This is a genomic window from Parabacteroides sp. CAG:2 (genome assembly GCF_000436315.1).
Lineage (GTDB): Bacteria > Bacteroidota > Bacteroidia > Bacteroidales > Tannerellaceae > Parabacteroides > Parabacteroides distasonis.
Genome location: NZ_FR885271.1, coordinates 3,873 through 29,991, shown reverse-complemented (window position 1 = coordinate 29,991; position 26,119 = coordinate 3,873). Strand labels below are relative to the sequence as shown.

Genomic DNA, 26,119 nt, shown 5'->3' with positions numbered 1-26,119 from the left:
TGCTGTTAGAAATTGAAACAGGAGGTTACCATTCTATGATCTGAAGGGTAAGGGGAGACTACCACGTCCGAGGTGGCCTCGCTTTCGCCTGTGATAAATGAGTCTGTTACCTTACATCCGGAATATAGTACGAAATCCAGACGGTCTAGTATTTCTTGTTCGCTAGGAACGGGAGTCCATGTATAGCCGGGTGTGGAGACCTCGTCCGGATGGATTGTCCGGTAGGAGTCGTTCATCCCGATCTCAGAGAAAGCCTTGGTTGCCGGCCACTCCACCTTGATCTTGTGGATACCGGCATCGGCAGCCCGTTGTGTCCAGTCCAAGAAAGAAGGCTCATTAAAATCTCCTGTTAAAAAGACAGGATAACCTTCTTTCATGACTTGCTGTATATCCTTTTGATAACGAGTTACTTCTTCACGCCGGGCCTCGTTGGCGAACCGGACAGCTTCCTCCTCGGTATCGATAAACGGATAATCGCCATAAGGAATCCCATTCAATTGATAAGGCTGATACGGGATATAATATAGATGGCAATTAAACATCCAGCAGAATTTGTCTTTGCCTACCTGTATCTTCACCCCGTAGCGGGAAGCCGTACTGTCGACGACCGGATAACGAGATAAGATATAATGTCCCTCCCCTTGGTTGAAAAGGTGGAAACCTAGGGATTCCGCGATTTCCGGTACATGATCGTGCTTGATGCCGTCTTCTTCATAGATATGCCCTTCTTGGATTCCTACGATATCCGTCTGGCTAGCCTCGATCACTTTCGCTGTCTGGCTAGGGGGAAGCTTTCCCCCTAGGGTATTCAACCAAATATTGAAACTACTGACTTTTACCGTTGCCGGCTTGTCGCTACATGCGCTCAATGCACAACAAAGTATGGCTACGCAGCATAAAATTTCACTTATCTTCCTCATGTTTCTCTGGTATTTACAGGAACAAATATATTAAATGTCCCGTTCTTTTCACTACTAAGACTTCTTAATTTATTTTACCATCGGCCAAGGAAACTTCGATACAAGCTGGATGCGTTGACCTGTAGCTTGTGATTTTCGGGCGGCCTCGATAATCTCTAATACGTGTAACGCATGCTCGACATTTATACGTGGTTCCGTGTTTAATGCCATGTGTTTGCTGATATCGGAAGCACCTTCTTGCCAAACATAGCCATTGGTGTCCGGAACGAAACGCTGGGGTACCGGATGATCCATCGTCGATAAGTCCACCCCGTTCGGTGCCCAGTCGTAACCTACCATATGCATATTGCCGTGGGAACCGTATAAGGAGATCGTCGCTTTCTCCTGTCCTTTACCTAAATGTCCGTATGGATCGAAATAGTTGAAACCACACTCGATATGAGAAAGGACTCCCTTTTCGTGTTCCATGATAATCATGGCATTATCTTCTTCTCGAACTTTGATCTTGCCCTTATCGTCTACGGTTCTCTCCGGGGTTACGATTGTAGTCATGGCAACAACGGATTTAGCCGGTCCCAATAATCCGGTTAGGGTAGCGATGTTATAGACTCCTAAGTCGGGCATACTGCCACCTAGCGGTTCGTAGAAGAAAGCGGACCAAGAAGGACCTTCATGTCCGTAATGTCCGTGCGCGCATGCCAGATTACCTAGGGTTCCTTTATTGATTTGTTCGGCCATAAAGGCAAATTGAGGACTGTTTACAACGGCAGGCGCACCCCAGATACGAAGCCCCTTGCTAGTAGCGAGATCGTATAATTCTTTGCCTTCCTTATAGGAATTCGCCAAAGGTTTCTCGCTCCAGACATTTCTTCCCGCCATCAAAGCCTTACGGTTTAACTCTCCGTGAACCTGCATATCGGTCAATGTAAGCATCAAGTCGAACTTGGAACCACTAAGCATATCATCGATATGCTTGTACCATTTAGGTATATTATATTGCTTGGCAGCCTTTTGAGCACGATCCGGTTTGATATCGCAACAAGCCACGATTTCTACATACGGGCATTTCGATATATGGGGAAAATATTGGGTAGATACACTTCCGCAACCGATAACGGCTACTTTCACCTTTTTACCTTCCGATTCGAATTTCTCCGCATAGGCGGAAAGGGGTGATAGTAGTGACGCGAGACTTGCCGCGGCCGATACTTTAAAGAATTCTTTTCTATTCATGGCATTGATTTCTTAATACAATTAGTCTAAATCCTTAATCTTCACATTCTTGAAATATACTTTACTTCCATGGTCCTGAAAACAAAGTTTACCGGTGGTAGAGATACCGTAATCGGGGAAAGCTTCCCATTTACCGCTATAACGACGCATCTTCCAATCTTCGGACCCTTCTTGGAAAGAGAATAGTTTTTCTCCGTTCAGCCAGTGCTCAACATATCCATCCTTGTAAAGTACCATAGAGGAGTTCCATTCTCCCGGAGGGTTCACCTGTTTGGTTTCCGGTACATACATAGCGTAGTTGCAACCCGTTTTCTGCCAGTCTTCCAATCCCTCTTTTCCGGTCTCGCTGACCCAAGGATAGTTATCGTCATCGATCAACTGGTATTCCGGGCCGGTTTCAAAAGGAGCTTTGTACTTAGGTCCTTCTTGTACGTGATATAAGAATCCGGAGTTTCCTTGCGCTCCGATTTTCCAGTCCCATTTGATCTGGAAATTATGGTAATTCTTAACGGTAACGATATCGGTACTTACCTTGATCGTAGTATCTGCTATCACGTCACCACCGTTTCCGTAGCCGACGATCACCCCGTCTTCTACCTGCCATCCCTTGACATCACCCCCGTTGAACATTTTCCAACCGGTAAAATCCTTGCCATTGAATAACAAGGTATAGCCTTCCGCTTTTTCTTCCTCAGTCAATACATTATCTTTTACTTCCGTGGATGAGGAACGACTTCCACATGCAACCATACACATCCCGTAAATGGTTACTAGAAAAATAGATACGATCTTTTTCATCTGTTAGAATATTTAGTTTGATTATCTCCTTATGATAACGCCATTTGATATGGTTTATTTGTTCATTGGCAAAAATACTGCACATAAAGGATTTGGATAATAGAGTATCTAGCTAAAAAAAATGGATTATCTTTGCGTTATTCAGTAACCATCTAAAAGTTTTGGTTTATGGCGAAAATAAAGCATGGTTTTTCCGGTCAGCGGTTGATTGTCTATCCTTTCTACATTATAGAACAAGCGTTGAACAACCCGTTGGTCGCGGACTTGGTCGTACACTCTATGGGGTATTTTCCGAAGGCGGAAAACCATTATATTGATCGTGCGTCCGGTTGTGGAGAGTATCTTTTAATTTATTGCACGAAAGGGGAAGGGTGGTACGTGTTGGATGGAAAACGATATGTCGTACCCGAGAATCATTTTTTCATCCTCCCGGCAGAGAAGCCCCATCAATATGGTTCGAGTGAGCATGATCCTTGGTATATTTATTGGGCACATTTTAAAGGGAAAAAGGCGAAGTATATCAGCGATCAACTGCAAGGGGTGATCCCGATCGACATGGATGATAATTCCCGTATCGGCGATCGTATCGCTTTTTTTGATGAACTATTGAATGTGTTGGAGAGTGGGACGGATGAGGCTACGGTTAATTACGTCAATTTAAGTTTCAATCATTTGATCGCCTCTTTCCTCTATGTGAAGACGTATAGGGAGGCTAAATTCTCCAAAAGCAAGGCGGAGAATACGTTCTTTATTAGTTTGGCGACCCACTTCATGACGGAGAATCTGGAAAATAAATTGACATTAAAGGAATTGGCCTCTCATTTCGGCTATTCGGAATCTTATATGTACAGGCTTTTCTTCAAGGAAACCGGTTATGCTCCGATGAATTATTTCTTGCATATGAAAATAGACCGGGCTTGCCAGCTATTATTACATACGAATATGAAGATCAATCAAGTCGCCTTGAAACTGGGCTTTGACGATCCCTACTATTTCAGCCGTATCTTTAAGAAGATAGTAGGGACATCACCCAAGGATTACCGGCACTCGTTACCGAAGTGAGATATTTACGATGAACCTAAACGGGAATTTAGGGCTGCCCTAAACGAGGGCTTAGGGATACCCTAAACGGGAGCTTAGGGCTGGCGGTATTTATTCCGGTCGGCTTCCGTTATTTCCCGGATTACACGGCAGGGATTGCCGGCAGCTATAACATTGGCCGGAATATCTTTGGTTACGACACTACCTCCGGCGATTACCGTGTTATCGCCAATGGTCACCCCCGGAAGGATACAGGCTTGCGCACCGATCCATACGTTATCGCCGATGGTCACGGGAAAAGCGTATTCCAAACCCTCATTACGTTGCTTTACGTCAAAAGGGTGGCCGGCGGTATAGATGCCTACGTTCGGGGCGATGAATGCGTTATTGCCGATACGAACTTTCGCTCCATCCAAGATAACGAGATTCACGTTGGCGAAGAAATTATCCCCAATCTCGATATTATAGCCATAATCGCATTGGAAAGGGGATAGGATAACGGTGTTCTTCCCTTTCTTGCCTAGAAAAGAGGTTAGAATCCGATCTTTTTCTTCCTCTTGGTCGGGGGGCAATTGGTTGTATTTGAAAAGGACGCATTTCGCTCTTTTCATCTCATCTTGAAGCTCACTATCATGATTCGCATTGTATAATAGACCTTCCGCCGCTTTCTCTTTTTCTGTTTTCATATGTCTCTTACTAAGATTTATAAAACGATGATTTGCGCGAAGATACTATTTTATTGGGAGGAGTTTATCCTCCGATTCGTATTTCCAAACCCATTATTTCCCCCATCTCCTTAAAGGGGAACAGCTCTTCTTTGGCTAGCATTTGCTCGCAGGGATAAGGATAGGTGAGACCTAATTGCTCGTATTTATCTTTTCCCAATGTATGGTAGGGAAGCAGGTGTACGCATTTGATACGATTCTCTTTCGCCAGCATGAATATTTCCCGAAGCGTATTCTCATTGAAATTGAAACCGGGGATTACCGGTACACGGATCGTTACTTTATTAGCGCTCTTACTGGATATATACCGTAAATTCGTGAGGATCGTATCCAAGTTCGCTCCGGTTTCTTTCTGAAGTAAATCCTTGTCCGTATGTTTGATATCGAACAAGAACAAATCGATAAGCGGAAGCGCTTGCTTTATCTTATCAAGATTCACTTGCCCACAAGTCTCTACGGAGGTATGCAGTTTCTCGTTCTTGCATTGGATCAGCAAATCCATCAATCCCTCGAATTGCGTGAAAGCTTCCCCTCCGGAAAACGTAACCCCTCCACCGGAATTCAGGTAATAATCCCGGTCACGTAAAAGGATTTCCATAACCTCGGATGAGGTAATTGATTCACCGACAAACTTAATAGCGTTCTGCGGGCATATACGCTCGCAAGCCTTGCAGGCTACACAGGCCTGACGATTAAACACCGGAAAATGGTCTTGGATGGAGATATTGCCCCGTGGACAAATCGCCTCGCAACGTCCGCATCCGATACATTTATTCTTGATATGGAGCAGATGCGGTTTCCTTTTCTGGGATTCCGGATTGGAGCACCATGGACAATGTAGGGGACAACCTTGAAGGAAAACGACGGTCCGGATGCCCGGGCCGTCGTGAACGGCGAACCGTTCGATCTCCATGATTGATAACCTATTCTCGCTAACCTTATATTTATTCATCATATAATACCCTGCTTAAAAGTTCCTGTTGAATATTGGGAGATAAATCGACGAATACCGCGGAGAACCCGCTTACCCGGACGATTAGGTCCGGGTAATTTTCCGGGTGCTCTACCGCGTCTTCTAAAACTCCCTTATCTACTACAGTCACCATCAAATGGCAACCCCCTTTCGCAAAATAAGTCTTGAACAGGCTCTTGATGACAGCCCTGTTCTCGTTGAACATGGAAGGAGAAAACTTAATGTTTTGTACCGAGCCTCCATGATACTTGGCGTCGAACTTCGCCAAGGAATTCAGCATGGCCGTGGGGCCGCTTTTATTCGCTCCCCCTTGCGGATTATTGGCAGGATTCATATACATGTACGATAATCGTCCGTCGGGTGAGGCGGCGGTCCGGTTTCCCCATTCCGTGTTTAATTGATTATTGCTGATAACGATCAAGAAGTATTGCATACCGATGGCGATACCGCGATCGCGTACGCCTTTCGCTACGAACTCGTACAAATCGTTGGCCATCGTATCGGCAGTCTCAAGGTCGTTACCATATTTATCACAGTTTAGGCAATCTTTTCGTAAAGCCTCATAGCCGTTAAAATTAGCTAGCATGGCATCATTTAATTGCCGTAACGTGTATTTTTTTTGATTGAATACCAGATCCCGGATTACCCATAGGGAATCGGAAGTGTTGATATTGCCATACGTCTCGTTTGTCCCGCCTAGATAACGTACGCCTCCGTCCAAAAGCGCTTTTCCCCGTGCGATGCAATCATCGGTCAATAGGCTGGTAAACAAGAAACTTACGTGCTGGTTCATCACCTCATACGAATGGTATTGGGCTTTGACAGACAGATCCAGATAATAATCGAGTAAAGCCTTGTAACCGTCATAGAATTCCTCGAATGTCTGATACTCCTCTAATTTCTTTAGAGGTACCGGCCCGGATTTACGTTTACCGTCAATCGGGTCGATACCATCATTCATATAAATTGTAAGTAGTTTTAGTAAATTGATGCAGATGTTGGGCGTACCCGTACTTTGTCCTTGTATCACGAACTCGGTACACCCGAAAGGCACGTATTGTTCCGCTGCTTTCTCGTCTACACGCATTCCGTACATGACGGCCGGGACGTTTACGTCGTCATTGTAAAGGGTCGGGTAAGTAGCTCCCGCACCCAAAGCGTCCAACGCTTCGTCCCAGATTTCCTCGGAGGTATCTTTATCGAAACGCAAGGTGAATTGCGGCTCTACATACCTGCAATTTTTCGCTACTTTCATGGCGATATGCAGGAATACGTCGGCCTCTTTCGGGTGCTTGCGTCCTTTACCGCCTACGATGATACGTCCGTTTACGGTTGTACGGCGATTTTCAATCATGGTCCAAAGCGAGTGGATATATCGGTATGCCTCTTCGTCGGTCAATCGCCCGGACTTGAGATCGGCTACTAAATAAGGGCCTAGATAATCATCCAGACGACCGTAGTTTATAACACCGGCCAACAAAGCGAATAACCAGAATAACTGCATCGCTTCATGGAACGTACCGGGTTTCTTCTCCTTGATGTTCTCTAGGGCTTGGCAGATACGCTCTAATTCTTTTTGCCTTTTCATGTTGGCTGAAGCCATTTGCTCTCTAGCGTCTTGCTGGAGATGAGAAGCACAATCTACAAAAATATCCAGACATTGGATGCCTGCTTTGTAAAAGTTATTATCGGGTTGCTCTTTGAGTTTCTCCTGTAAATCAGAGCGAAGGCCACCGATGCCCTTATCCAATAGTTTCGGGTAATCCAGCATCATTCCGGATAGACGTGCGGTAGCGATCATCGGGTATTCGCAGTCGATGAACATACCCAATGTATCCTCGGTGAGGACCTCCTTGTTGAATTGGGTCTTTAAATCGTGATCCAACCAATAATCATATAACGTATCCACCCGTTTTCGTTCAGTTTCATCCAGTTGTTGCTGGAAGGCACGGAGTTTCTTGAATACGCAATAATGCCCGACACCCCCTAATGAGGTTACGCATCCGAACCCGATGGGTAGGAAGTCCGTACGTCCGGCGATCAAGTCTTGATCCGTGATCTTGCGAAATAGCGTGGGGTATAAAACTTTCAGGCATTCCACTTCACGTATCTCTTTGGGTAGGGCGGCACAGGCTTTATGGACTGCCGTATACCGCTCCATGATCTCCAGTTGTACGATCAGAGGTTTCTCGCAAGGTATTTTCTTGCTGATCTCTACGTTTTGCGCCCCTTCTACATTGAAATTTGCCATATGACTATTAATGTTTGCTTCTTTCGGCTTCCCGCCAGTTATTTTGGTAACCGGTTAGTAAGTCTGTAAAACGTTTCGTGATCAAGTGCGGACGGGTGATCGCGCTACCTACTACTACGGAGTGAGCTCCGAGGAAGATACATTTCATGGCATCTTCCGGCGAGTAGATATGCCCCTCCATAATGACGTAGGCCTTGCCCTTGAAGTCACGGCACATACGGGCGAACTCCCGTAAATCCGGTTGCTCGATATGTTTGGTAGCTTCCGTATACCCATATAAGGTAGGGCCAACGATATCGGCTCCCATTTCTACGGCACGTACGGCTTCCTCATAATTGGATACGTCGGCGAAGATGATCGCTTCCGGAATTTCCTTTTTCAAGATCGGTAGCAGTTCGTATGCCGGGTGGCCTTCATGAGTGATTTGGCTCGTACAGTCCAAGGCGATAATCTCGGCTCCGGCTTCCCATACCGCTTTAGCGGCCTCTAGGGTGGGAGTGATAAATACGTCCGTATCATCGTGCCAGATTTTCCAAAGCCCGATTACCGGCAAATCCACCTCTTTTTTGATCGCCTTGATCTGCTCTGGGTCGTTGGCACGGATACCCACGGCTCCTCCCCATTGGGCGGCTTTTGCCATTTTTACGACAAAGTCTACTGAAAAAGTCGGATCATCGTGTTGTACTTGACAGGATACGATCAGTCCTCCCTTGAATGAATCTAAAAGTTCTTTCTTATTTGTTTTCATATTTTTTTTCGTTACATCGTTTTCTCTAAAAGCGCGGCGCCGATTATTCCGGCGTCATTTCCTAATTCCGCACGGATAACTTGAGGGATACCTATTTCCTCGGCGGCGAAGGTACAAGTATGTAGTTTCTCGTTTAAAGGTTTCAACAGCAGGTCACCTGCATGTGCGATACCACCCCCTAAGATGATTACTTGCGGACGGAAGATGGTTATGAACGTGGAGATTCCGGCGGCCAGTCTACTGATATAGTCATCGACGATCTGTTTAGCGAGGGAATCCCCTTGTCTAGCGGCCTCGAAAAGAATCTCTCCATTGACTTTATTTTCGTCTTCGCCGCAAAGTTTCCATATCAAGGTGTCCTTATTCTTTTGTAAGGTCTCTTTCATGATACGGATTAATGCGGTGGATGAGCAATAAGCTTCCAAACAACCTTTTTGCCCGCATGTGCAGCGTTCGCCATTGTATACCAATTTGGTATGTCCGAGTTCGGCTCCCATATTATCGGATCCGGAATAAATCTTCTTACCCATGATAATTCCGCCTCCGACTCCCGTTCCTAGCGTTAGCATGATGGCGTCGGTATATTGGCTGGCCGATCCGGCCAAGACCTCTCCATAGGTCGCGCAATTGGCGTCGTTGGCTATATAAGTAGGCAATGAGATATGCTTCTTTAAATAGTCGTAGATGGGGACATTCTTCCATCCGAAACAATTGGCATGTACCAAAAGGTTCGTCTTTGGATTTACGTAACTGGGCATGCCGATGCCCCAAGAAGAGATGTCTTCCATTTGCAAGCCTGCTTTGAGAACCGCTTTTTTGCTGACTTCCGCCATGTCGGTGGTGATCTCCTCGATCGTGCGTCCGGCTTGTGTCGGTATACTCTCCTTTGCGATAATCTGGTGATTCTCATCTACTACGCCAGCGACCATATTGGTACCGCCAACGTCCAGACCGAGATAATACTTGGTGCTTTCCATCTTTGCTCTTTATTTTATGAGGTCAATAGAGTGAATTATTTGTTGGCAAAGATAGAGGAGTTACCCGCCCTAGACAATGTGAGGTTTAGCCTAAAATAATGGACTATTTTTGCATAAGTGCTCTTGTTGGTTAATGTGGCAATATAAAAAAAGGACCGGACGATGGGTATCGAACGGTCCTTTCTTTAATCTTTATGTCGTATGCTGTTATTCAGCTTCTTTTTCAGCAGCTTCCTTTTCTGCCGGAGCATCTTCCGGGGTGAAGTCAGTGATGCCTGCGTTGATCAAGATGTTATACCAAGAGAGTAGTTTCTTGATGTCGCTCGGATAAACACGCTCACGATCATAGCTAGGCAATACCTCGGCAAAGTACGCACGCAATTGGTCCGTCGTGGCTTTAGAAGGTACTAAAGAGGCGGCTTTTCCCTCTTCTTTATTCTTTACGCTAGTCAATACCTCATGCAAAGGCACTTCTGTTTCATCCGTATAGATTGCGATATCGCCTAATGAGATTACTTTATCTTTTGCGTATGCGGGTACTCTCTTGTTATCAGTCAGCGATTCAACGATCAACATGTTTTTTCCATGGGAAACCAGTTTATACAGACCGGGTTTTCCCGAAATAGACAAAATAGTCTTCAACATAATGTTTTTATTTTCTATTAGTGTTAAACTTCGAGGTGGCAAAGGTAATAAGAAAAAGTGGAATTCTTCCGTCATGAGGACAGTTAACTTCGTTGGAGAAGTATCTTAGGTGCATCGACAAAGTATCTTAGGTTCGTTGACGAAGTATCTTAGGTTCATTGGATGATGAAGGTAAGATACTGTAAAAGCCACTCGTCCCGCTATCGGTGATTATTGGGATTGAAGCCAACATAACAGTTTGCCTACTTGCGGTATAAGGGCCTGTCTGTTGTCATTATAGATAACGTAATCGGAGCGATCTTTCTTTTCCTCGTCCGACATTTGGCTGTTGATTCTGCGTTCGATTTCTTCTCTCGAGGCTGAGTCCCTCCCCAAGGCTCTTTCGATGCGGAGTTCTCTTGGGGCATAGACCATCAAGCTTATGTCTACCACTTTGTAGAAACCGGATTCGAATAATATGGCGGATTCGATGGCACATAAAGGGGAAGTCTGTCTCTCTACCCAAGCCGAGAAATGACGGTTTACCTCAGGATGAATGATCTGGTTGACCTGTTGTAATTGTTCCGGATTATTAAAGATGTGGGAGGCTAGAAGTTTCTTGTTCAATCCCTCATTCGTATAAATCTCCGGACCGAAAAGGGCTGTTAATTTCTCACGGATAACCGGGGAGTTATTTGTCAGCCATTTACTTTCCTCGTCCGCTATGTATACGGGTACACCGGATAACGCTAATAAAGAGGCTACGACGGATTTGCCGCTCCCGATCCCTCCTGTAATACCTATTTTAATCATGCTTATTGTTGTGTTCCAAAATAAATTCTACCTTATCTGGCAATAAGATTGCCGTATGCACCCAGTCTGGTTTCTTGGTGAGTTTGACGGGTAGGGTACCAGATACGTTTTGCTCCAGATCCTCAAAAGGTATATGAATCGAGAACATATCTTCCGAAAGTCCTTTGAATCGGGACAAGGGCACACTGCAAGTCACTTTTACGACCGCCGGAAACATACGTACCGTATAATGTGGCGGTATATGACTGCAAGAGACAGGTATTTCCAATGTCTTCTCCGTGTACTCCTCTATCGGAATCGTGATGGATACACTTTCCGGATCGAAGTTAACGCCGTCTACCTTGATCAGTTGTACGGTTCTCGTAATGTTTTTATTCGCCTTTTTAACCTCGGTGAAGACCGTCTTAACCGAGGTCAGTGTATCCAAGATCGCCGCGGTGGCATAAGCGTTGATCTTTTGAGGGGTGATTCGGATATCCCCGGATAGTTGAAAGCCGGCTTCCAGATGAATATCGCCATTAAAGACGACCGGTATTTCCTTATGGACCCGCTGACTGAAATCCATATCTATTTGTTGCGGATCAAAACTTTGTAATGCCGTAGTGGCTATCAATTGTTTTTGAATATCGTTCTCGATCTGCCTTTTACTTACTTGAACCGAACCATTTTTCTCCTTCGTATTCTTCATGTTCACTTCAATCGGAGCAAACGATCTTCCAAAAGTATAGTTGAGTAAAACGCTACCCTTGTCTTTTACCTTTGCGGTAATCGTTTCCACCTCAGGGGCATTAAACGCTATATCGGCAGGTACGTTCTTATACTTAACCGGAAAAACAAGTTCTATCTCATATTCCTGCTGCAAGCTTTGGAGTAGCCAGAAACCGAAAGCCAAAAGGGCGAAAAAGAAAAAGACCAAGACCTCTTTCCATCTGTCTCCGTGGAAAAAAGCCTTAGTCTTTGCTTGGATAGACTTGAAGGAATTTTGTATGTTCTCAAGTCGTGACATATTCTGTAGTTAGATTATTTCTGCTGCTGAGCGTCTTCCGCTGAAGCGAAAATAGAAGTTTTATCTACACGGATACGTACTCCATCCGCTACCTCGATTAGCATATAAGTATCACCGATCTCTTTGATCTTTCCATAGATACCTCCGGCGGTAATCACTTTATCGCCTGTTTTCAACGCCTCACGTGATTTCTGGATTTCTTTTTGTTTCTTTTGTTGCGGACGGATCATGAAGAAATAGAAGATAGCTACGATAACTACCATCATCAAAATACCGGACCACTGACTTCCTCCAGCTGGAGTTTGAAGTAAAATACTGAGTAAGTTCATACTATAATAATCGTTTTACAAGTTAATATCAATAATGATATGCACAAATGTAATGATAATAATTAATCTTTGAGCAATAACTTCTCTTTTTTTAATTCGTTGACTATTGAATCCAGAATTCCGTTAATGAATGTTCCGCTTTTAGGTGTACTATAATACTTTGCGGCATCGATATATTCATTTAAGGTAACGTTGATGGGAATGGTCGGGAACGATAAAATCTCGGCTAAGGCGACTTGCATGATGATCAAGTCCATATTGGCGATACGTTCGGTTTCCCAATTCTTCATATGTTTGTCGATGCGTTCACGATATTCCTTACCTTTCAACAAACTTTGACGGAATAACTTGATTGCGAAAGCCTTGTCTTCCAAATCCTTGAACATTGGCAATAAGGCTTGTTTGCTACCTTTCTTCTCCTCGAATTTCTTGATAGTCTTCAAGGCGAAAGTCTCTACGATCTCGATATCGTCATTCCAGTAGATGCTTTTATCTTCCAGATATTCCTCTATCATCTCGTTTCCACAGATTATTTTCTTGAAGATCTGGCGCCAGAACTCACGATCCGTCTCGTACGAGTCTTCTTCGTTTTTCAAGTATTCGGCGTAAATCTCAGAACTTAGGATCGTATCCAATACGTTCTTAATGAACTCCTCGTCGTTGCTCCATGAGAGACCTTGCTCGTCTACATACTTTTTCAACGTATCGTTTTCCGCTAATTGAGCGACGAAACGATTGTCTATGAAGCGTGTATTCGGGTTTAACTCCTCGTCGGTAGGCATGTATTTGCACTTCCGGGTGTCAAGGATCCTTCTTTGCAGGTTGGTAACTTCGATAATTAGGAGTAAGAAATAATAATATAAGTCATATGACTTCTGAAGGCTGAAAAGCAATTCGTTTTCCGCAACTTTGAGGTCACCGTTTCCGTTTTGATAGTAAGAGTATACTATCTGTAAAACTTTAATGCGGATTAAAATTCTGTTGATCATCGTTTGAAGGAACTTCTTATTATAAATTAGGCTGCAAAGGTAGTTGTTTTTTCCATAAAAGAATCCGGATTTACTTAATTTTATATGTGTTAGATGATATTTTACAAATTTAGCCTCAATGGGCGTATTTTCGATCGTTAAAATAGTTGCTAATTAAAAAAAAATGCACATATTTGAAGCAAGTTCTATAAAGTGGGTGGGTTTTTAACGAATGTTAGCTGTCATGGAAGAATCAAGGAATAAAAAACATGTTGAAGGTGGCGACAGGGAGATTCTATACTCTAAAGCCATTAAAGCGGGAAAACGGATTTATTATCTGGATGTGAAGAGGAATTTGAAAGATGACCTATTCGTTGCCGTTACGGAAAGTAAGAAAATTCAATCAAAGGATGGTTTGCAAATCTCATTTGAGAAGCATAAGATTTTCCTTTATAAGGAGGACTTTGAGAAGTTCATGGAGGGAATGCAAGATGTAATCAGTTATATCAAGAACTCAAATCTGAAGAAATCCGCGGAAGACGTGGTGGAACCTGAAGAGGAGGAAACGATTCATGGCGATTCCCCAGAGGAGGATATGGCTTCCGGTGATATAAAGTTAGATATTGAGTTTTAATATAACACGAAGAGAAAAAGATAACGGGCTGTTTTACTCATAGAGAGAAACAGCCCGTTATGTGTTAGGAGCTTTCCGCAAAGGAAAATCCTATTCTTTGCTGCGAATTATTCAGCCGGGTGGATAGCCTCTGTAGGACATGCGTCAGCGCAAGTTCCACAATCTGTACACATTTCAGGGTTGATGCTGTATTTATCACCTTCTGAAATTGCTCCTACCGGACACTCATCAATACAAGTTCCGCATGCAATACAATCATCGCTAATTACGTAAGCCATTTTTTTAAACGTTTAAATTGATAACTATTAGTAGGTGCAAAAATATAGCTTTCTTTCTATTTAAAAAATATCTACTGGCTTATTTTCTTCAAAAATCTTCTTTTTTGCAATATCTTTGTCGGGTTTTCGTTATTAAACAAAATAGGTTGAGATTTGAGACGATTATTACTTATATTATATGTGGTAAGCTTGGCTACCATGGGAGCCATGGCTCAAAAGGAAAGGGTGAGGAATCAGCCGTACGCTGATTTGAAATGGCTTCATCTGGGGTTTCATGTGGGTATTCACTCGCAGGATTTGTTATTGACCCATACCGGTGTCATGACCAATGGAGAGACTTGGTTTGCGGAGATTCCTTCTTACTCACCCGGCTTTAGTGTCGGGGTGATCGGAGATATGTATATGAATCCTTATTTCAATTTACGTTTCACGCCTTCTATCCATTTCGGAGATAAGAAATTTAAGTTTCGGGAACAGGCTACGGGAGAGGAATTCATCACGAACGTTCGTTCCAGTTATCTGAATTTCCCCTTAGACGTTAAATATACGGCTTTACGCTTGAATAATTATCGTCCTTATTTGATCGGCGGTATCTATGGCTCCGTGGATATAGGCCGTAAGAAAGGTAATCCGATTCTATTGAAAAGCACGGACTTCGGATTTGAGTTTGGCTTGGGATGTGATATCTATCTACCCTACTTTAAGTTATGCCCGGAGCTGAAATTCTGTTTCGGATTGGTTAACCTATTGGAGAAAGATCGTCCGGACTTGGTAGATCAAGCAAATATCAAATATACGGATGCCTTATCGAAAGCTACATCCCGTATGGTGATCCTGACATTTAATTTCGAATAAATAACTCGATATAGATATAAGCGGCCGGTATAGCCATCATTACGCTATCGAAGCGATCCAGCATGCCTCCATGTCCGGGTAATACATGCCCGGAATCTTTCACGCCTAACGTACGTTTCATCAAAGATTCGATCAAGTCGCCCCAAGTTCCGAATACTACGATCGTGCCGGCTAATCCAAGCCATGTGTACCAGTTCGTGGCCGGCATGAACCAAGCGAATATTTGGGAGGTTATTAATACGAATGCCAACCCTCCGTAAAAACCTTCCCAGGACTTCTTGGGAGAGATACGTTCGAACAATCTTCTTTTTCCAAGCATAGATCCCACTAGATAAGCTCCCGTATCATTTACCCATACGAAAACGAAAATAGCCAAGGCAAAATAGGGGATATGTACGATCTCGCCCGGCGTATTAGGTACCGATGTAATAAAGTTTAGCAGAGAGAAAGAGCCTGCGCAATAGATTTGACCGAATAAGGTCAATGCCCAGTTATTGATTGGATTACTGGCTTTATCGTAAAGCTCGGTGATCATGGTATACATTAAGAATAAAAGATAGGGGAGAAATATATTGCCTCCAACCAAGCCATTGGCGTAACCGAATGTGGCGGCGAAGAGGTAGGCTCCCCCCAAGGAACTGACAAATCGTTTGATGGCGGCATTCTCATAATGTTTGACCAATCCGTAGAACTCCCATAGAGAAAGTCCGGTAATGAGTCCAAATACCGTAAGAAAATAATAGGAGTGGAAATAGATCGCACCGACCAATACTGCGACGAAAATAATGCCAGTCAATGCACGTGTAATCAGATTTTTCAAAACAATAGTGTTTTTGCTTGTTTGTAATTTTGGCTGCAAATATAACTAATAAATTGATAATACAGCAATAAGGAAGGCTGGATAGTAACTTTTGATCAAAGATACGCCCCAGCCTTACTTGTTATGAATGTCTTGACTTTGGTCAAGCTATTTTCCCTGTCTTGTTTTCTTCGGTAGGAGTATCGGTTACGTTTTCCATTGTTGCGTCCGCTTTCGCCTCCTTATCCGCATTCTCCTTGTTCTTTCCGTTAGCCTTTTCCTGCAACTCCAGAATCTCTTGGGAACGGGAGATCCAGGTGCGTTTCCCGAAGATATGCTCTACATCTTCCGAGTAGATTACCTCACGATCCAATAATACCTGCGCAAGTTTACTATGTCCTTCCTTATTCTCGGATAATATCCGTTTTGCCCTGTCGTATTGCTCATTGATGATCTTCTGTACTTCCGTATCGATCAATTTCGCGGTCTCCTCACTATAAGGCTTGGTGAATCCCCAATCCTGTCCGGTGGAGTCGTAATAGTTCAAGTTTGGAAGTTTATCGCTCATACCGAAGTAAACGACCATCGCATATGCTTGTTTCGTGACACGTTCCAAATCGTTGGATGCGCCTGTGGATATTTTTCCCAAGACTAATTCCTCTGCGGCACGTCCTCCTAAAGTAGCGCACATCTCGTCCTGCAATTGCTCGCGGGTGGTGATCTGTCTCTCTTCCGGCAAATACCATGCCGCACCTAATGCCTTACCACGGGGAACGATTGTCACCTTAACCAGCGGATTGGCATGTTCCAACAACCAACTTAACGTAGCGTGACCGGCCTCATGGTTCGCGATACATTTACGTTCTTCCTCCGTCGTGATCTTTGAACGTTTTTCAAGACCACCGACAATGCGGTCTACCGCATTCATGAAGTCTTCTTTCTGTACGAATTTCTTTCCGTTACGGGCGGCGATCAAAGCGGCTTCATTACAAACATTAGCGATATCAGCACCCGAGAAGCCCGGAGTCTGCCTTGCTAGGAACTCAGCATCTACGCTTTCATCTATCTTGATCGGACGCAAATGCACCCCGAATATCTCTTTACGTTCATTCAAATCCGGTAATTCAACATGGATTTGTCGGTCAAAACGTCCGGCACGCAACAACGCTTTATCCAAAATGTCCGCACGGTTTGTAGCGGCTAAGATAATAACACCACTGTTAGAGCCGAAACCATCCATTTCGGTCAACAACTGGTTCAACGTGTTCTCACGCTCATCGTTGCTATTCATATTCGCGTTCTTCCCACGGGCACGACCTACCGCATCGATCTCATCAATAAAGACGATGCAAGGAGATTTTTCCTTCGCTTGGCGGAATAAGTCACGCACACGGGAGGCGCCTACACCGACAAACATCTCCACGAAATCAGAACCAGACAAGGAGAAAAACGGCACATTAGCTTCTCCGGCAACAGCCTTCGCCAATAATGTCTTACCGGTTCCCGGAGGGCCTACCAATAATGCACCTTTGGGTATCTTACCTCCTAATTCGGTATATTTTTCCGGATTCTTTAAGAAAGAGACGATTTCCTCTACCTCTTGTTTCGCTTCCGCCAATCCGGCGACATCCTTGAATGTCACCTTACGGTCATTATCTTTATCAAAAAGCTGAGCTTTTGCCTTACCAACGCTGAACACGCCACCCGGACCTGCGCCGGTACCACCGGACATACGTCTCATCAAGAACATCCATACACCGATCAATAAGATAATCGGGCCGAATGAAACCAAGAAATTCCAGATAGCGTCATCGCCTTCCTCGAACCGGACTTGTGTATCGATATGACTATCGGCTACCGCTTTGTCATAGAAATCGGAAAACTTGTCGGCTGACGGGATCTTTACGTATACTTTCGGAGAAACCCCGATTTTAGAAACGTCCATATTCCCAAAGACCTGTTCTGTCTTTCCATTTTTCACTGTAGCCTCCACCAAGTTCTTCTTGTTGTAGACTGTCATTTTATCGAATACGTTTTCCTGCGCTAGTTTCTGGAACTCTGTCCAGCCTAGCTCTTTCGTTCCCGAAGAATCATTTGTCATGTATAGGGCAACAAGCATGATGAAGATCAACCCGTACATCCAATACAAATTAAAGCGGAACATCTTAGGTTTCCCGCTCTTCGGTGTTTTATTAAACATGTCGTTTTTATTTTCCATAAGAGATTATCATCAAATATTTAGACCGGCTTAATCAATGTTAGGTACTTGTATAACCTTCGAGTCTGCCCAAAGGTTCTCCAAGTTATAAAATGCACGTTGTTCCGGCAAGAATATATGTACAAGAACCGTGCCATAATCCATGCCGATCCATTGAGCGCCCTGTGTACCGTCAATAGACAAAGGCTTCTCATTTGCATTCTTGCGTGCGAAATCCCATACGGAATCGGATAAAGCAGAAACTTGGGTAGGAGTGTTTCCCTCACAAATAACCATATATTGACAAATGGCACCAGAAGTCTGGCTTAAATCTACTGTTACAATATTTTTGCCTCTTTTTTCTTGAAGGCCTTCAACAATCGTTTTTACTAATTCTTTTGTTTGATCCATTTATTTCTATTGATATAATTTTCCAAGTCGCAAATATACTTCTTAATTCGTTACATACGTCTTTTTCTTTCATTAATATATGTGTAATAGCTTGTTTGAGACTATCTCCTCGATTGTTATAAGCTTTTAAAAAAACACGTACGTCTTTTTTCTGGACATTTTTTTCGAAGGTTTATTTGCAAATTTTGAAAAAGTATATACCTTTGCACTCGCTAACAAGAGAGTTGGCGATTTGTTAAATATTGTTCTATGGTGTAATGGTAGCACAACAGATTCTGGTCCTGTTTGTCCTGGTTCGAATCCAGGTAGAACAACGTTTAAAGTTTACTTGACAATTTTGTAGAGATTGTTCTATGGTGTAATGGTAGCACAACAGATTCTGGTCCTGTTTGTCCTGGTTCGAATCCAGGTAGAACAACATAAAAAAGCCTCGTTATTCGATAAGAGTAGCGAGGCTTTTTTGTTGTAGATATCATGTTTTTATTTGTAACGAAGCCATTTGGACATCTCCTTTATACTGGGTTTCTTACCATACATGAGAATGCCTACACGGTATATTTTGGCGGAAAACCAAGTGAAACCGATGGATGATATATACAAAAATCCAATGGAAAGTAGTATTTCCCACAAAGGCACCTCGAATGGCACCCGGACCATCATCACGATCGGAGAGGTGAAGGGGATCATGGAGCACCAGAAAGCTAATGGTCCGTCAGGGTTTTCCATGCTATAGATTCCCGCATAGAGGGCGAAAACTAAAAGGAGCGTGACTGGTAGCATGAATTGTTGCGTGTCTTCTTGGCCGTCTACAGCTGATCCGATAGCGGCGAATAAAGAAGAATATAATAAGTAGCCGCCTATGAAATAAGCGATAAACAAGATGCCTATCTCGGTGAAGTTAATCGTATGAAGCATCTCTATCCATTCATTTCCATGCTGCTGGGCTGCGATAGCCGTCATGTTAGGGGTTGTGTTAAGTGCCATGCTTGATTGCAAGATCTCGCTTTCCATACCTCCTCCCAAAAAGAAAGTTCCCCCGGTGATGAGAATAAAGGTCATAACCGCCCAAAGGAATACTTGCGTAAGCCCGACAAAACCGATTCCTATAATTTTACCCATCATTAAGTCGAAAGGTTTGACGGACGAGATCATAATCTCGATGATCCGGTTCGTCTTTTCTTCCATAACCCCTTGCATGACCATTGCTCCATAGATCATGATGAACATATAGATAAGCATGGTGAAAATAACACCGGTTATGGAGGCTACTACGGATGAGGATTGCTTTTCGCTTCCGTCATCCCCCCATTTGATGGTCTGTATATTGAAATTGATTTTGCTTTCTTTTATGATTTCTTTCAAATTCGGGATATTGAACGTTGCCAGTTTGTCACTTTCAATCTGCTTCTTTAGTGTCATATTGACGAGTCGGCTCAATTCTCCCGGGATTTGTTTCTTGGAATATAAAGTAGCGGCTTTTGGATTTTCCAGTAAATCCTCCGTGATCGTAAGGAATGCGAATATTTCCTTATCAGGGATTTGTTTGTAGGTATCCATACTCTGGTCACTATGGATGAAACGATAAGTCTCCGTATCCTCGAATAGCGGGGCGTATTTACCTGTGGAGTCGAGGATCGCTATGGTATGTACCTCGTCGCCTTTGATCGATGAAAGCCAAAGAGGGACGAATACGAGCGCGGCAAATAGAAACGGTGTGAGGAACGTGAGCAGGATAAATGACTTTTTACTTACTCTTCGGAGATATTCCCGTTTGATGATTAATCCAATTTTGCTCATACCTTTGATGTGTTTGTACCGGAAACGGTGTTGATAAAAATGTCATTCATAGAAGGGATCTCCTCCGTGAAGGAAAGAATCTCATATTGGGACGCCAGCCGGGTAAGCCAATCGGAGTTACTGATATTCTCTTCCTTGCGTATCCTTAACTCCTCAATACCTCCAGTCTCCTTGCGTACATTTAATATATAGGTATTACTCTTAAACCGTTCCCGTACCTCCTTGACATTGCCGGACAGGACGACCTCAGAGCGATTGATTAAAGCAATCTCGTCACAAATCTCCTCAACGGAGGACATGTTGTGAGTTGAGAATATAATGGTATGCCCGGCCGCCTTCAATTCCAATATCTCTTGTTTAAGGCGATCGGCGTTGACCGGATCGAATCCGCTAAATGGCTCGTCAAAGATCAATAGCTCGGGTTCGTGTATCACGGTAATGATGAACTGTACTTTCTGCTGCATACCTTTCGACAGCTCTTCTAGTTTGCGATTCCACCAAGGCATGATGTCAAATTTCTCGAACCAACGGGTCAAACGACTGCGTGCCTCTGGGTAGGAGAGACCTTTCAATTGTGCCAGATAGATCGCCTGCTCCCCGACTTTCATCTTTTTATACAACCCTCTCTCTTCCGGCAAGTAACCGATCTGGTAGATGTCTTCGGGGCTGGACTCATGGCCGTTGAAGCGAACGATTCCGCTATCCGGTGCCGTAATCCGGTTGATGATCCGGATCAAGGTCGTCTTGCCCGCCCCGTTAGGCCCCAGTAATCCAAAGATGGTTCCTTGAGGAACTTGGATACTTACCTTGTTTAGCGCCAGATGCCCGGCGTACTGTTTTACCACGTTTTCTGTCTCAAGGAAATTCATAGCTATTTTTTATTACATTTTTAATACGATACGCTCACCCAGCTCTTTGCAGAGCACGTTCTTGATCTCGTTGAGGTGGGCGTTCTGTTTCATTAAATCAAAGATCAGCTCCATGTCTCCCTTGTTTTGAGCCTCCTTGATTTTCGCTTGGATATCCTTTATCTTATAGAGGATATAGGCATCTTTCATGGAATAGATTTCCCGGGGTACCAAGTAATCCAATTTATCTTCTTCTTGCTCCAGTTCCCTGAACTTCGTATGATATTTACTAAGCTGGTACTTATCGCTGATAAGGTTGGCGGCAAGCCGGCTGATGTTCGGGTCCGGATGGGCAAGGAAATAACGACTGGCCATAAAGCCCTCGTTCTGGCAATGTTCAGCAGCCTCGTCCAGCATTTGTTTGAAGGCTGGCGTATAAAATGTAAGGTCATCACGTTCCAGATCGAAACGGATATAATCGGCGACCCTCATGATGACATGCTCGTTGGTCTCCTCATCTACGTAGTCATAGAGGACACGTTCGCCATATCGTACGATATAGCGCAGAAGAGCCAACTCATAAGCCTCAAAAGGAGAACGTTTCGGTTGGACCTGTATGTTGGGAGCCGTCGGAACCTCGTATGGAGGAGTAGGGGGCGGACCCGCTTCCTCTTCCGGAATATAGTCCTCGAGCGGTGGAGGCGGAATATTTTCCGGAGGAAGGGTATTCGCCTCTTCCGGTGTATACGGTTGGTAGCCGGGGAAATCTGGATACTCCGGAATCGTATTGACGGGAGATTGAACGGGCGGTGTATTCCTTACGGATTTAGCCGCTTGGTTCTCTTCCTTGTTGAGACGGATCTTATTGACCTCGTTGAGTAAGACTTGCTCGTCTATCTCCATGGTCGTACTACATTCCCGGATATACACGGAGCGAGCGATATTATCAGGTATGATCGCTACCGTACGGATTATATCCGAGATCAGGGCGGAACGTTTGATCGGATCACCCCCCGCTTCCGCCAATAGTAACTTTGTCTTGAAACGGATGAAATCCGTCTCGTTCTGGCTGATAAACTCTGCGAACTCGCTCGCGCTATGGCTACGGGCAAACGAGTCCGGATCTTCTCCCGCCGGAAGAAGCACGACCTTGACGTTCATCCCTTCTTCCAATAACATATCGATACCCCGGAGAGCCGCTTTGATTCCGGCGGCGTCTCCATCGTATAATACCGTGATATTATTCGTGAAACGATGTATGAGCCGGATTTGCCCTTGCGTGAGCGCCGTACCCGAGGAGGCAACCACGTTCTCTACGCCCACTTGGTGCATACCGATTACGTCCATATATCCTTCCACCAAGAAACAGCGATCCTGTTTCATGATTGCTTGCTTGGCGAAATAGATGCCGTAAAGCTCGTTGCTTTTATGATAAATCTCGCTTTCGGGAGAGTTTACGTACTTCGCGGTCTTCTCGTCCTTTTTCAATACACGTCCGCCGAATGCCACGACCTTTCCGCTTAGCGTATGGACGGGAAAGATGACACGTCCCCGAAAACGATCGTTCACGTTTCCATTATCATAAGCGATAACTAAACCGGTTTTCTCGAGGAATTCCTTTTTATAACCTGCTTTTATAGCGGTTTTGTATAAAGCATCCCGCTGGTCCAAGCTATACCCGAGCTGGAATTTACGGATGATATCTTCCCGCAATCCTCGCTCGGCAAAGTAACGCATACCTACGCTTTTCCCTTCAACATGCTCATGTAATAAAGTAGAGAAGTATTGCCCCGCCCAACTATTGACGATAAGCATACTTTCCCGGTCGCTACGGATTTGTTTCTCTTTCTCGGTAAGTTCCCGTTCCTGTATCTCTATATTGTATTTTTTCGCCAGAAAGCGTAAAGCGTCGAAATAGCTGAGTTGCTCATGCTTCATGATGAAGTGAACGGCGGTTCCACCCTCTCCGCAAGCGAAACACTTACAGATATTCTTTGAGGGGGATACGTAAAAAGACGGTGATTTGTCCGAATGAAACGGGCATAATCCTACATAGTTGATTCCTCGTTTCCGAAGAGTCACGAATTCTGAGACAACATCCACGATGTTCGCCGCGTCCAATATCCGGTCTATGGTAGGTTGATCGATCATTTTAAATTACTCCTTTTTTAGCGAACACAAATGTAGTGAAAAATAACCAAACACAAACAAGGCCTAATGTTTGCTTGTGTTTAGTTATTTTTTACTACATTTGCAGCGTGAGACGAATGCTACTCTCCAAGTACGCCTTCCAACTTATAAGAATCTATTATGTAACTGATTGGATAATAAGAAAATACGTATCCTTTCAGGACTAGAAGAATTATCCCATTATCCAATGGAACATCCTTTGACAGACAATTGGTTCGTATTGCGAGACCTGACCCGTCCCAATGCTAAACGTCCGGCCTATAGGTTGCTAGAGGAAAAGGGCATAGAGGTTTTCACTCCTATGCGTTGGCAGTTGGTCGAGAGGAAGGGTAAGCGGATTCGTGAGGAGGTTCCTCTTCTGCACGATTTACTTTTTGCCCATACGACCCATGCGTGTATGGATCCAATCGTAGAAGAGATCAGTACCCTCCAATATCGTTATTTGCGTGGTGGCTACCGTAAGCCGATGACGGTAGGCCATGCGGAGATGAACCGTTTTATCCGTGCTGTCCATTCCGATGATTCCCCACGTTATTTCTTGGTTGAAGAATTAACCCCTGCGATGTACGGTCGCATGATCCGCATCGAGGGTGGCCCATTGGATGGCTACGAGGGACGCTTACTCTCTATACGAGGGGCCCGTGTGAAACGTTTGATCGTGGAGATACCTGGTCTGTTGGTCGCCGCTGTGGAGGTCGATCCTGAATATATTCGATTACTCTAACATAGATCCCCTATATTCTACGGGAACGCATTGGGTGGCGTTTGAGCGGTCTGTTTATCAGCTGTTGCGTTTGTCACCCCAAAATCATAGGGTAATTTCAATTAGTTGACTTGGAGGATTCAATTATTCTTTATATTTTTGTTTTTAGAACAAAAAGAATGAGCCTATGAAGTCTACAGAGGAATACTTAAGTATATTAAGGAGCGAAAAAGAATCGTTGTTTCGTAAATATCAGATAAGTAATCTTGGTTTGTTTGGCTCGGTGGCTCGTCATGAACAAAGGGAAGATAGTGATATTGATATATATTACGAGAGTTCTCATATGAGTTTGTTTACATTATGTCGCCTAAAGTCAGAACTTGAGAAACTTCTAGGTTGTTCTGTTGATTTATTCCGTAAAAGAGAGTCATTTGCAGGAACTCGTATGGAAAAATCCATAAATAAAGATTTGATTTATGTATAAATGGAAAGATTCGGGACGAATTTTGGATTTAATAGACATGATGATTGATTCAATTCATGTTATACAAGTCCGTACATCTCATATTAAGGATGGCAATGATTTCTTATTGACTCCTGATGATATGTTCGTTTTGGATGGTGTTTGTATGAAATTGATTTTTATCGGTGAAAGTGTGAAAACTATAGATAAACTTTCAGAAGGAGAACTTTTCCCTTTATATCCTGTAATTCCTTGGAAGGAGATTATGAAGTTGCGGGATGTGATAGCTCATCATTATTTTAAAATAGATATTGATATTGTTTATTCAACAATGAAGGAGGACTTACCCCTTTTGCAGGCAACCTTATTATCGATGAAGCAAGCTATTCTATCATAAACCATTCATCAATAATCCGTTCTCCACATGGGTCAGCAGGATACGCTCATTGAGTACTTCTACCCCGCTGACAATTATGGGAAAGGTCTCTTGTATCATTGTTGTCTAGGTTTAAAAGAGAGAGACGCAAGAAGATACACCCAAAGCCGTCAAAGCGGCGATTAATGAGGAAAGATGTTTGGAGATTTTTTGAATAGGGGTAAACACGGACAGCTTGACTTTGAGAATATAGATGACTTGGAGGACGGAACTCCGATCGTTGCTAGATATAATAATAGGGAATTTCAGTTTGGTATTTACGGGGAAGGTTATGTTATCTATCAAGATTGCTGGCAGACGAAAGCCGGAGTTCTTGTGTTCAGTTTGGAACAAAGTTCCATTGAAGGGTTTTTCGAGGATTCAACAGTCTATGAATATACGCCCGATTTTGAATTTGATAAAAAGAAAGCGTATTATAATGCAAGACGCAATTTCTCGGAGCCGGGAAATAGTGTATGGGGATGATTTCACGCTCATGTGTATGCTCGACAGCATCGAAACTCATCACTTTCGTCACTTGGTTCTTGCATATGCTTGTTCCTTTGCGGTCTCATGCCTGAAATGATCCGAAAATAACCCCGAGGAGATGGTCAAAGAGCGTTTCATCCGTACCCGTATCAACGATGCGTGAAGCAGTCGTCTCAGACACCGCTCAACTGGCCGTTTTTGAGAAGATATACTGCATATGCCCGAGGATATATACTGCGTTAGGCAATTGATATATACTTCATAGGGCAATTCATATATACCTCGTTTTCCAAGGGAAACGAAAAGTGATAACCTTACTGAAAAAATTACGATATGACAGAAAACCATGAGCGGGCGGAACAAGCACGTTTCGTCTTCTGCGGCATGAAATGAACGCTACTCGCCAAGTAGCAGTCAGTTTGGCTACTCGCCAAGTAGCATGAGTATTGAAGGGATGCAAATTTTCAGTAATTCCTTTTTATTTTCACATAAGTATTTATTTATCAGGGTATTACAAGAATATCTTGGTAAGGCTCTGAATTATCTTCCTCAATGAATATCATGACAAGTAATAGCTCTGATAGAGCTATGGTGCATATACGCAATCGCCGTAGTCAGGAGGCTGTACGCTCGT

Annotated in this window: 27 protein-coding genes and 2 tRNA genes; 9 read left to right on the top strand and 20 right to left on the bottom strand. The window is 43.8% G+C overall.

What is annotated here, in order from left to right; all coding sequences use genetic code 11:
* Positions 1-5 precede the first annotated feature (5 nt).
* The 3 genes from QVP94_RS03990 to QVP94_RS03980 form a co-directional block, all read right to left on the bottom strand.
* Positions 6-920 carry an endonuclease/exonuclease/phosphatase family protein gene (locus QVP94_RS03990; protein WP_005854855.1) on the bottom strand — a complete coding sequence of 305 codons (915 nt, stop codon included), beginning with the start codon at positions 918-920 and terminating at the stop codon, positions 6-8.
* Between the two features lie 69 nt (positions 921-989).
* The gene (locus QVP94_RS03985; protein WP_005854857.1) at positions 990-2,153 is read right to left on the bottom strand and encodes a Gfo/Idh/MocA family protein; all 1,164 of its coding nucleotides are present in this window, start codon (positions 2,151-2,153) and stop codon (positions 990-992) included.
* A gap of 21 nt (positions 2,154-2,174) precedes the next feature.
* Complete coding sequence (locus QVP94_RS03980; RefSeq protein ID WP_005854859.1) at positions 2,175-2,951, bottom strand: 3-keto-disaccharide hydrolase; 777 nt, start codon at positions 2,949-2,951, stop codon at positions 2,175-2,177.
* Between the two features lie 168 nt (positions 2,952-3,119).
* Here QVP94_RS03980 and QVP94_RS03975 point away from each other — a divergent pair, with 168 nt between their 5' ends.
* Positions 3,120-4,013 (top strand): AraC family transcriptional regulator, encoded by an 894-nt coding sequence (locus tag QVP94_RS03975; protein ID WP_005864921.1) that lies wholly within the window; start codon positions 3,120-3,122, stop codon positions 4,011-4,013.
* Between the two features lie 74 nt (positions 4,014-4,087).
* Here QVP94_RS03975 and QVP94_RS03970 read toward each other — a convergent pair whose 3' ends face one another.
* From QVP94_RS03970 to nusB, 10 genes are all read right to left on the bottom strand, one after another.
* Positions 4,088-4,678 carry a sugar O-acetyltransferase gene (locus QVP94_RS03970; RefSeq protein ID WP_005854862.1) on the bottom strand — a complete coding sequence of 197 codons (591 nt, stop codon included), beginning with the start codon at positions 4,676-4,678 and terminating at the stop codon, positions 4,088-4,090.
* A gap of 64 nt (positions 4,679-4,742) precedes the next feature.
* The gene (locus tag QVP94_RS03965) at positions 4,743-5,672 is read right to left on the bottom strand and encodes a glycyl-radical enzyme activating protein (RefSeq protein WP_022192020.1); all 930 of its coding nucleotides are present in this window, start codon (positions 5,670-5,672) and stop codon (positions 4,743-4,745) included.
* Positions 5,662-7,941, bottom strand: a complete 2,280-nt coding sequence (locus tag QVP94_RS03960; RefSeq protein ID WP_022192019.1) for a pyruvate formate lyase family protein — start codon at positions 7,939-7,941, stop codon at positions 5,662-5,664. Before QVP94_RS03960 ends, QVP94_RS03965 begins: the two co-directional genes overlap by 11 nt.
* 7 nt (positions 7,942-7,948) lie before the next feature.
* Positions 7,949-8,689 (bottom strand): N-acetylmannosamine-6-phosphate 2-epimerase, encoded by a 741-nt coding sequence (locus tag QVP94_RS03955; RefSeq protein WP_022192018.1) that lies wholly within the window; start codon positions 8,687-8,689, stop codon positions 7,949-7,951.
* A gap of 11 nt (positions 8,690-8,700) precedes the next feature.
* Positions 8,701-9,666, bottom strand: a complete 966-nt coding sequence (locus tag QVP94_RS03950) for an ROK family protein (protein WP_022192017.1) — start codon at positions 9,664-9,666, stop codon at positions 8,701-8,703.
* Positions 9,667-9,873: 207 nt separating this feature from the next.
* Positions 9,874-10,311, bottom strand: coding sequence for a DUF5606 family protein (locus QVP94_RS03945; protein WP_005854873.1), 438 nt, complete (start codon positions 10,309-10,311; stop codon positions 9,874-9,876).
* Between the two features lie 210 nt (positions 10,312-10,521).
* The gene (gene coaE, locus QVP94_RS03940; protein ID WP_009018231.1) at positions 10,522-11,103 is read right to left on the bottom strand and encodes a dephospho-CoA kinase; all 582 of its coding nucleotides are present in this window, start codon (positions 11,101-11,103) and stop codon (positions 10,522-10,524) included.
* Positions 11,096-12,109: a YbbR-like domain-containing protein gene (locus QVP94_RS03935; RefSeq protein WP_011966616.1), complete on the bottom strand. Its 1,014-nt coding sequence runs from the start codon at positions 12,107-12,109 to the stop codon at positions 11,096-11,098. Before QVP94_RS03935 ends, coaE begins: the two co-directional genes overlap by 8 nt.
* Positions 12,110-12,123: 14 nt before the next feature.
* A complete protein-coding gene (gene yajC / locus QVP94_RS03930) occupies positions 12,124-12,438 on the bottom strand; it encodes a preprotein translocase subunit YajC (RefSeq protein ID WP_005854879.1) in 315 nt (104 codons plus the stop codon).
* Between the two features lie 62 nt (positions 12,439-12,500).
* Positions 12,501-13,427 carry a transcription antitermination factor NusB gene (nusB, locus tag QVP94_RS03925; RefSeq protein ID WP_005854882.1) on the bottom strand — a complete coding sequence of 309 codons (927 nt, stop codon included), beginning with the start codon at positions 13,425-13,427 and terminating at the stop codon, positions 12,501-12,503.
* Positions 13,428-13,650: 223 nt separating this feature from the next.
* Between nusB and QVP94_RS03920 the strand changes: the two genes are divergently transcribed.
* Complete coding sequence (locus QVP94_RS03920) at positions 13,651-14,040, top strand: PUR family DNA/RNA-binding protein (protein WP_005854884.1); 390 nt, start codon at positions 13,651-13,653, stop codon at positions 14,038-14,040.
* Between the two features lie 107 nt (positions 14,041-14,147).
* On the opposite strand, the gene fdxA is transcribed toward QVP94_RS03920, so the two are convergent.
* Positions 14,148-14,318, bottom strand: a complete 171-nt coding sequence (gene fdxA, locus QVP94_RS03915) for a 4Fe-4S ferredoxin (protein ID WP_005854886.1) — start codon at positions 14,316-14,318, stop codon at positions 14,148-14,150.
* A gap of 153 nt (positions 14,319-14,471) precedes the next feature.
* Between fdxA and porT the strand changes: the two genes are divergently transcribed.
* Positions 14,472-15,173 (top strand): type IX secretion/gliding motility protein PorT/SprT, encoded by a 702-nt coding sequence (gene porT / locus QVP94_RS03910; protein WP_008778155.1) that lies wholly within the window; start codon positions 14,472-14,474, stop codon positions 15,171-15,173.
* Here the strand turns inward: porT and QVP94_RS03905 are convergent.
* The 3 genes from QVP94_RS03905 to rsfS form a co-directional block, all read right to left on the bottom strand.
* On the bottom strand, positions 15,160-15,993 hold the full coding sequence (locus tag QVP94_RS03905; protein WP_005854890.1) for a phosphatidate cytidylyltransferase: 834 nt from the start codon (positions 15,991-15,993) through the stop codon (positions 15,160-15,162). The two genes, porT and QVP94_RS03905, sit on opposite strands and share 14 nt — an antisense overlap.
* A 142-nt stretch (positions 15,994-16,135) precedes the next feature.
* On the bottom strand, positions 16,136-18,190 hold the full coding sequence (ftsH, locus tag QVP94_RS03900) for an ATP-dependent zinc metalloprotease FtsH (RefSeq protein WP_022192016.1): 2,055 nt from the start codon (positions 18,188-18,190) through the stop codon (positions 16,136-16,138).
* Between the two features lie 30 nt (positions 18,191-18,220).
* Positions 18,221-18,580 (bottom strand): ribosome silencing factor, encoded by a 360-nt coding sequence (gene rsfS / locus QVP94_RS03895; RefSeq protein WP_005854895.1) that lies wholly within the window; start codon positions 18,578-18,580, stop codon positions 18,221-18,223.
* 243 nt (positions 18,581-18,823) lie between these two features.
* Between rsfS and QVP94_RS03890 the strand changes: the two genes are divergently transcribed.
* A tRNA-Gln gene (locus QVP94_RS03890) sits at positions 18,824-18,894 on the top strand.
* A 33-nt stretch (positions 18,895-18,927) separates the two neighbouring features.
* Positions 18,928-18,998, top strand: a tRNA-Gln gene (locus QVP94_RS03885).
* Positions 18,999-19,060: 62 nt separating this feature from the next.
* Here QVP94_RS03885 and QVP94_RS03880 read toward each other — a convergent pair.
* Genes QVP94_RS03880 through dnaG form a run of 3 tightly spaced genes read right to left on the bottom strand, consistent with a single transcriptional unit; the run spans position 19,061 to position 23,376 of the window.
* Positions 19,061-20,377, bottom strand: a complete 1,317-nt coding sequence (locus QVP94_RS03880; protein ID WP_022192014.1) for an ABC transporter permease — start codon at positions 20,375-20,377, stop codon at positions 19,061-19,063.
* On the bottom strand, positions 20,374-21,246 hold the full coding sequence (locus QVP94_RS03875) for an ABC transporter ATP-binding protein (protein ID WP_008780206.1): 873 nt from the start codon (positions 21,244-21,246) through the stop codon (positions 20,374-20,376). Before QVP94_RS03875 ends, QVP94_RS03880 begins: the two co-directional genes overlap by 4 nt.
* A gap of 12 nt (positions 21,247-21,258) precedes the next feature.
* Positions 21,259-23,376 carry a DNA primase gene (gene dnaG / locus QVP94_RS03870; RefSeq protein WP_005854905.1) on the bottom strand — a complete coding sequence of 706 codons (2,118 nt, stop codon included), beginning with the start codon at positions 23,374-23,376 and terminating at the stop codon, positions 21,259-21,261.
* A gap of 226 nt (positions 23,377-23,602) precedes the next feature.
* Here dnaG and QVP94_RS03865 point away from each other — a divergent pair, with 226 nt between their 5' ends.
* From QVP94_RS03865 to QVP94_RS03850, 4 genes are all read left to right on the top strand, one after another.
* A complete protein-coding gene (locus tag QVP94_RS03865; RefSeq protein ID WP_022192013.1) occupies positions 23,603-24,139 on the top strand; it encodes a UpxY family transcription antiterminator in 537 nt (178 codons plus the stop codon).
* A 166-nt stretch (positions 24,140-24,305) separates the two neighbouring features.
* Positions 24,306-24,602: a nucleotidyltransferase family protein gene (locus QVP94_RS03860; RefSeq protein ID WP_008773352.1), complete on the top strand. Its 297-nt coding sequence runs from the start codon at positions 24,306-24,308 to the stop codon at positions 24,600-24,602.
* Complete coding sequence (locus QVP94_RS03855; RefSeq protein WP_022192012.1) at positions 24,595-24,978, top strand: HepT-like ribonuclease domain-containing protein; 384 nt, start codon at positions 24,595-24,597, stop codon at positions 24,976-24,978. Before QVP94_RS03860 ends, QVP94_RS03855 begins: the two co-directional genes overlap by 8 nt.
* Before the next feature lie 174 nt (positions 24,979-25,152).
* Complete coding sequence (locus tag QVP94_RS03850; protein ID WP_005864966.1) at positions 25,153-25,482, top strand: hypothetical protein; 330 nt, start codon at positions 25,153-25,155, stop codon at positions 25,480-25,482.
* Positions 25,483-26,119: the final 637 nt, after the last annotated feature.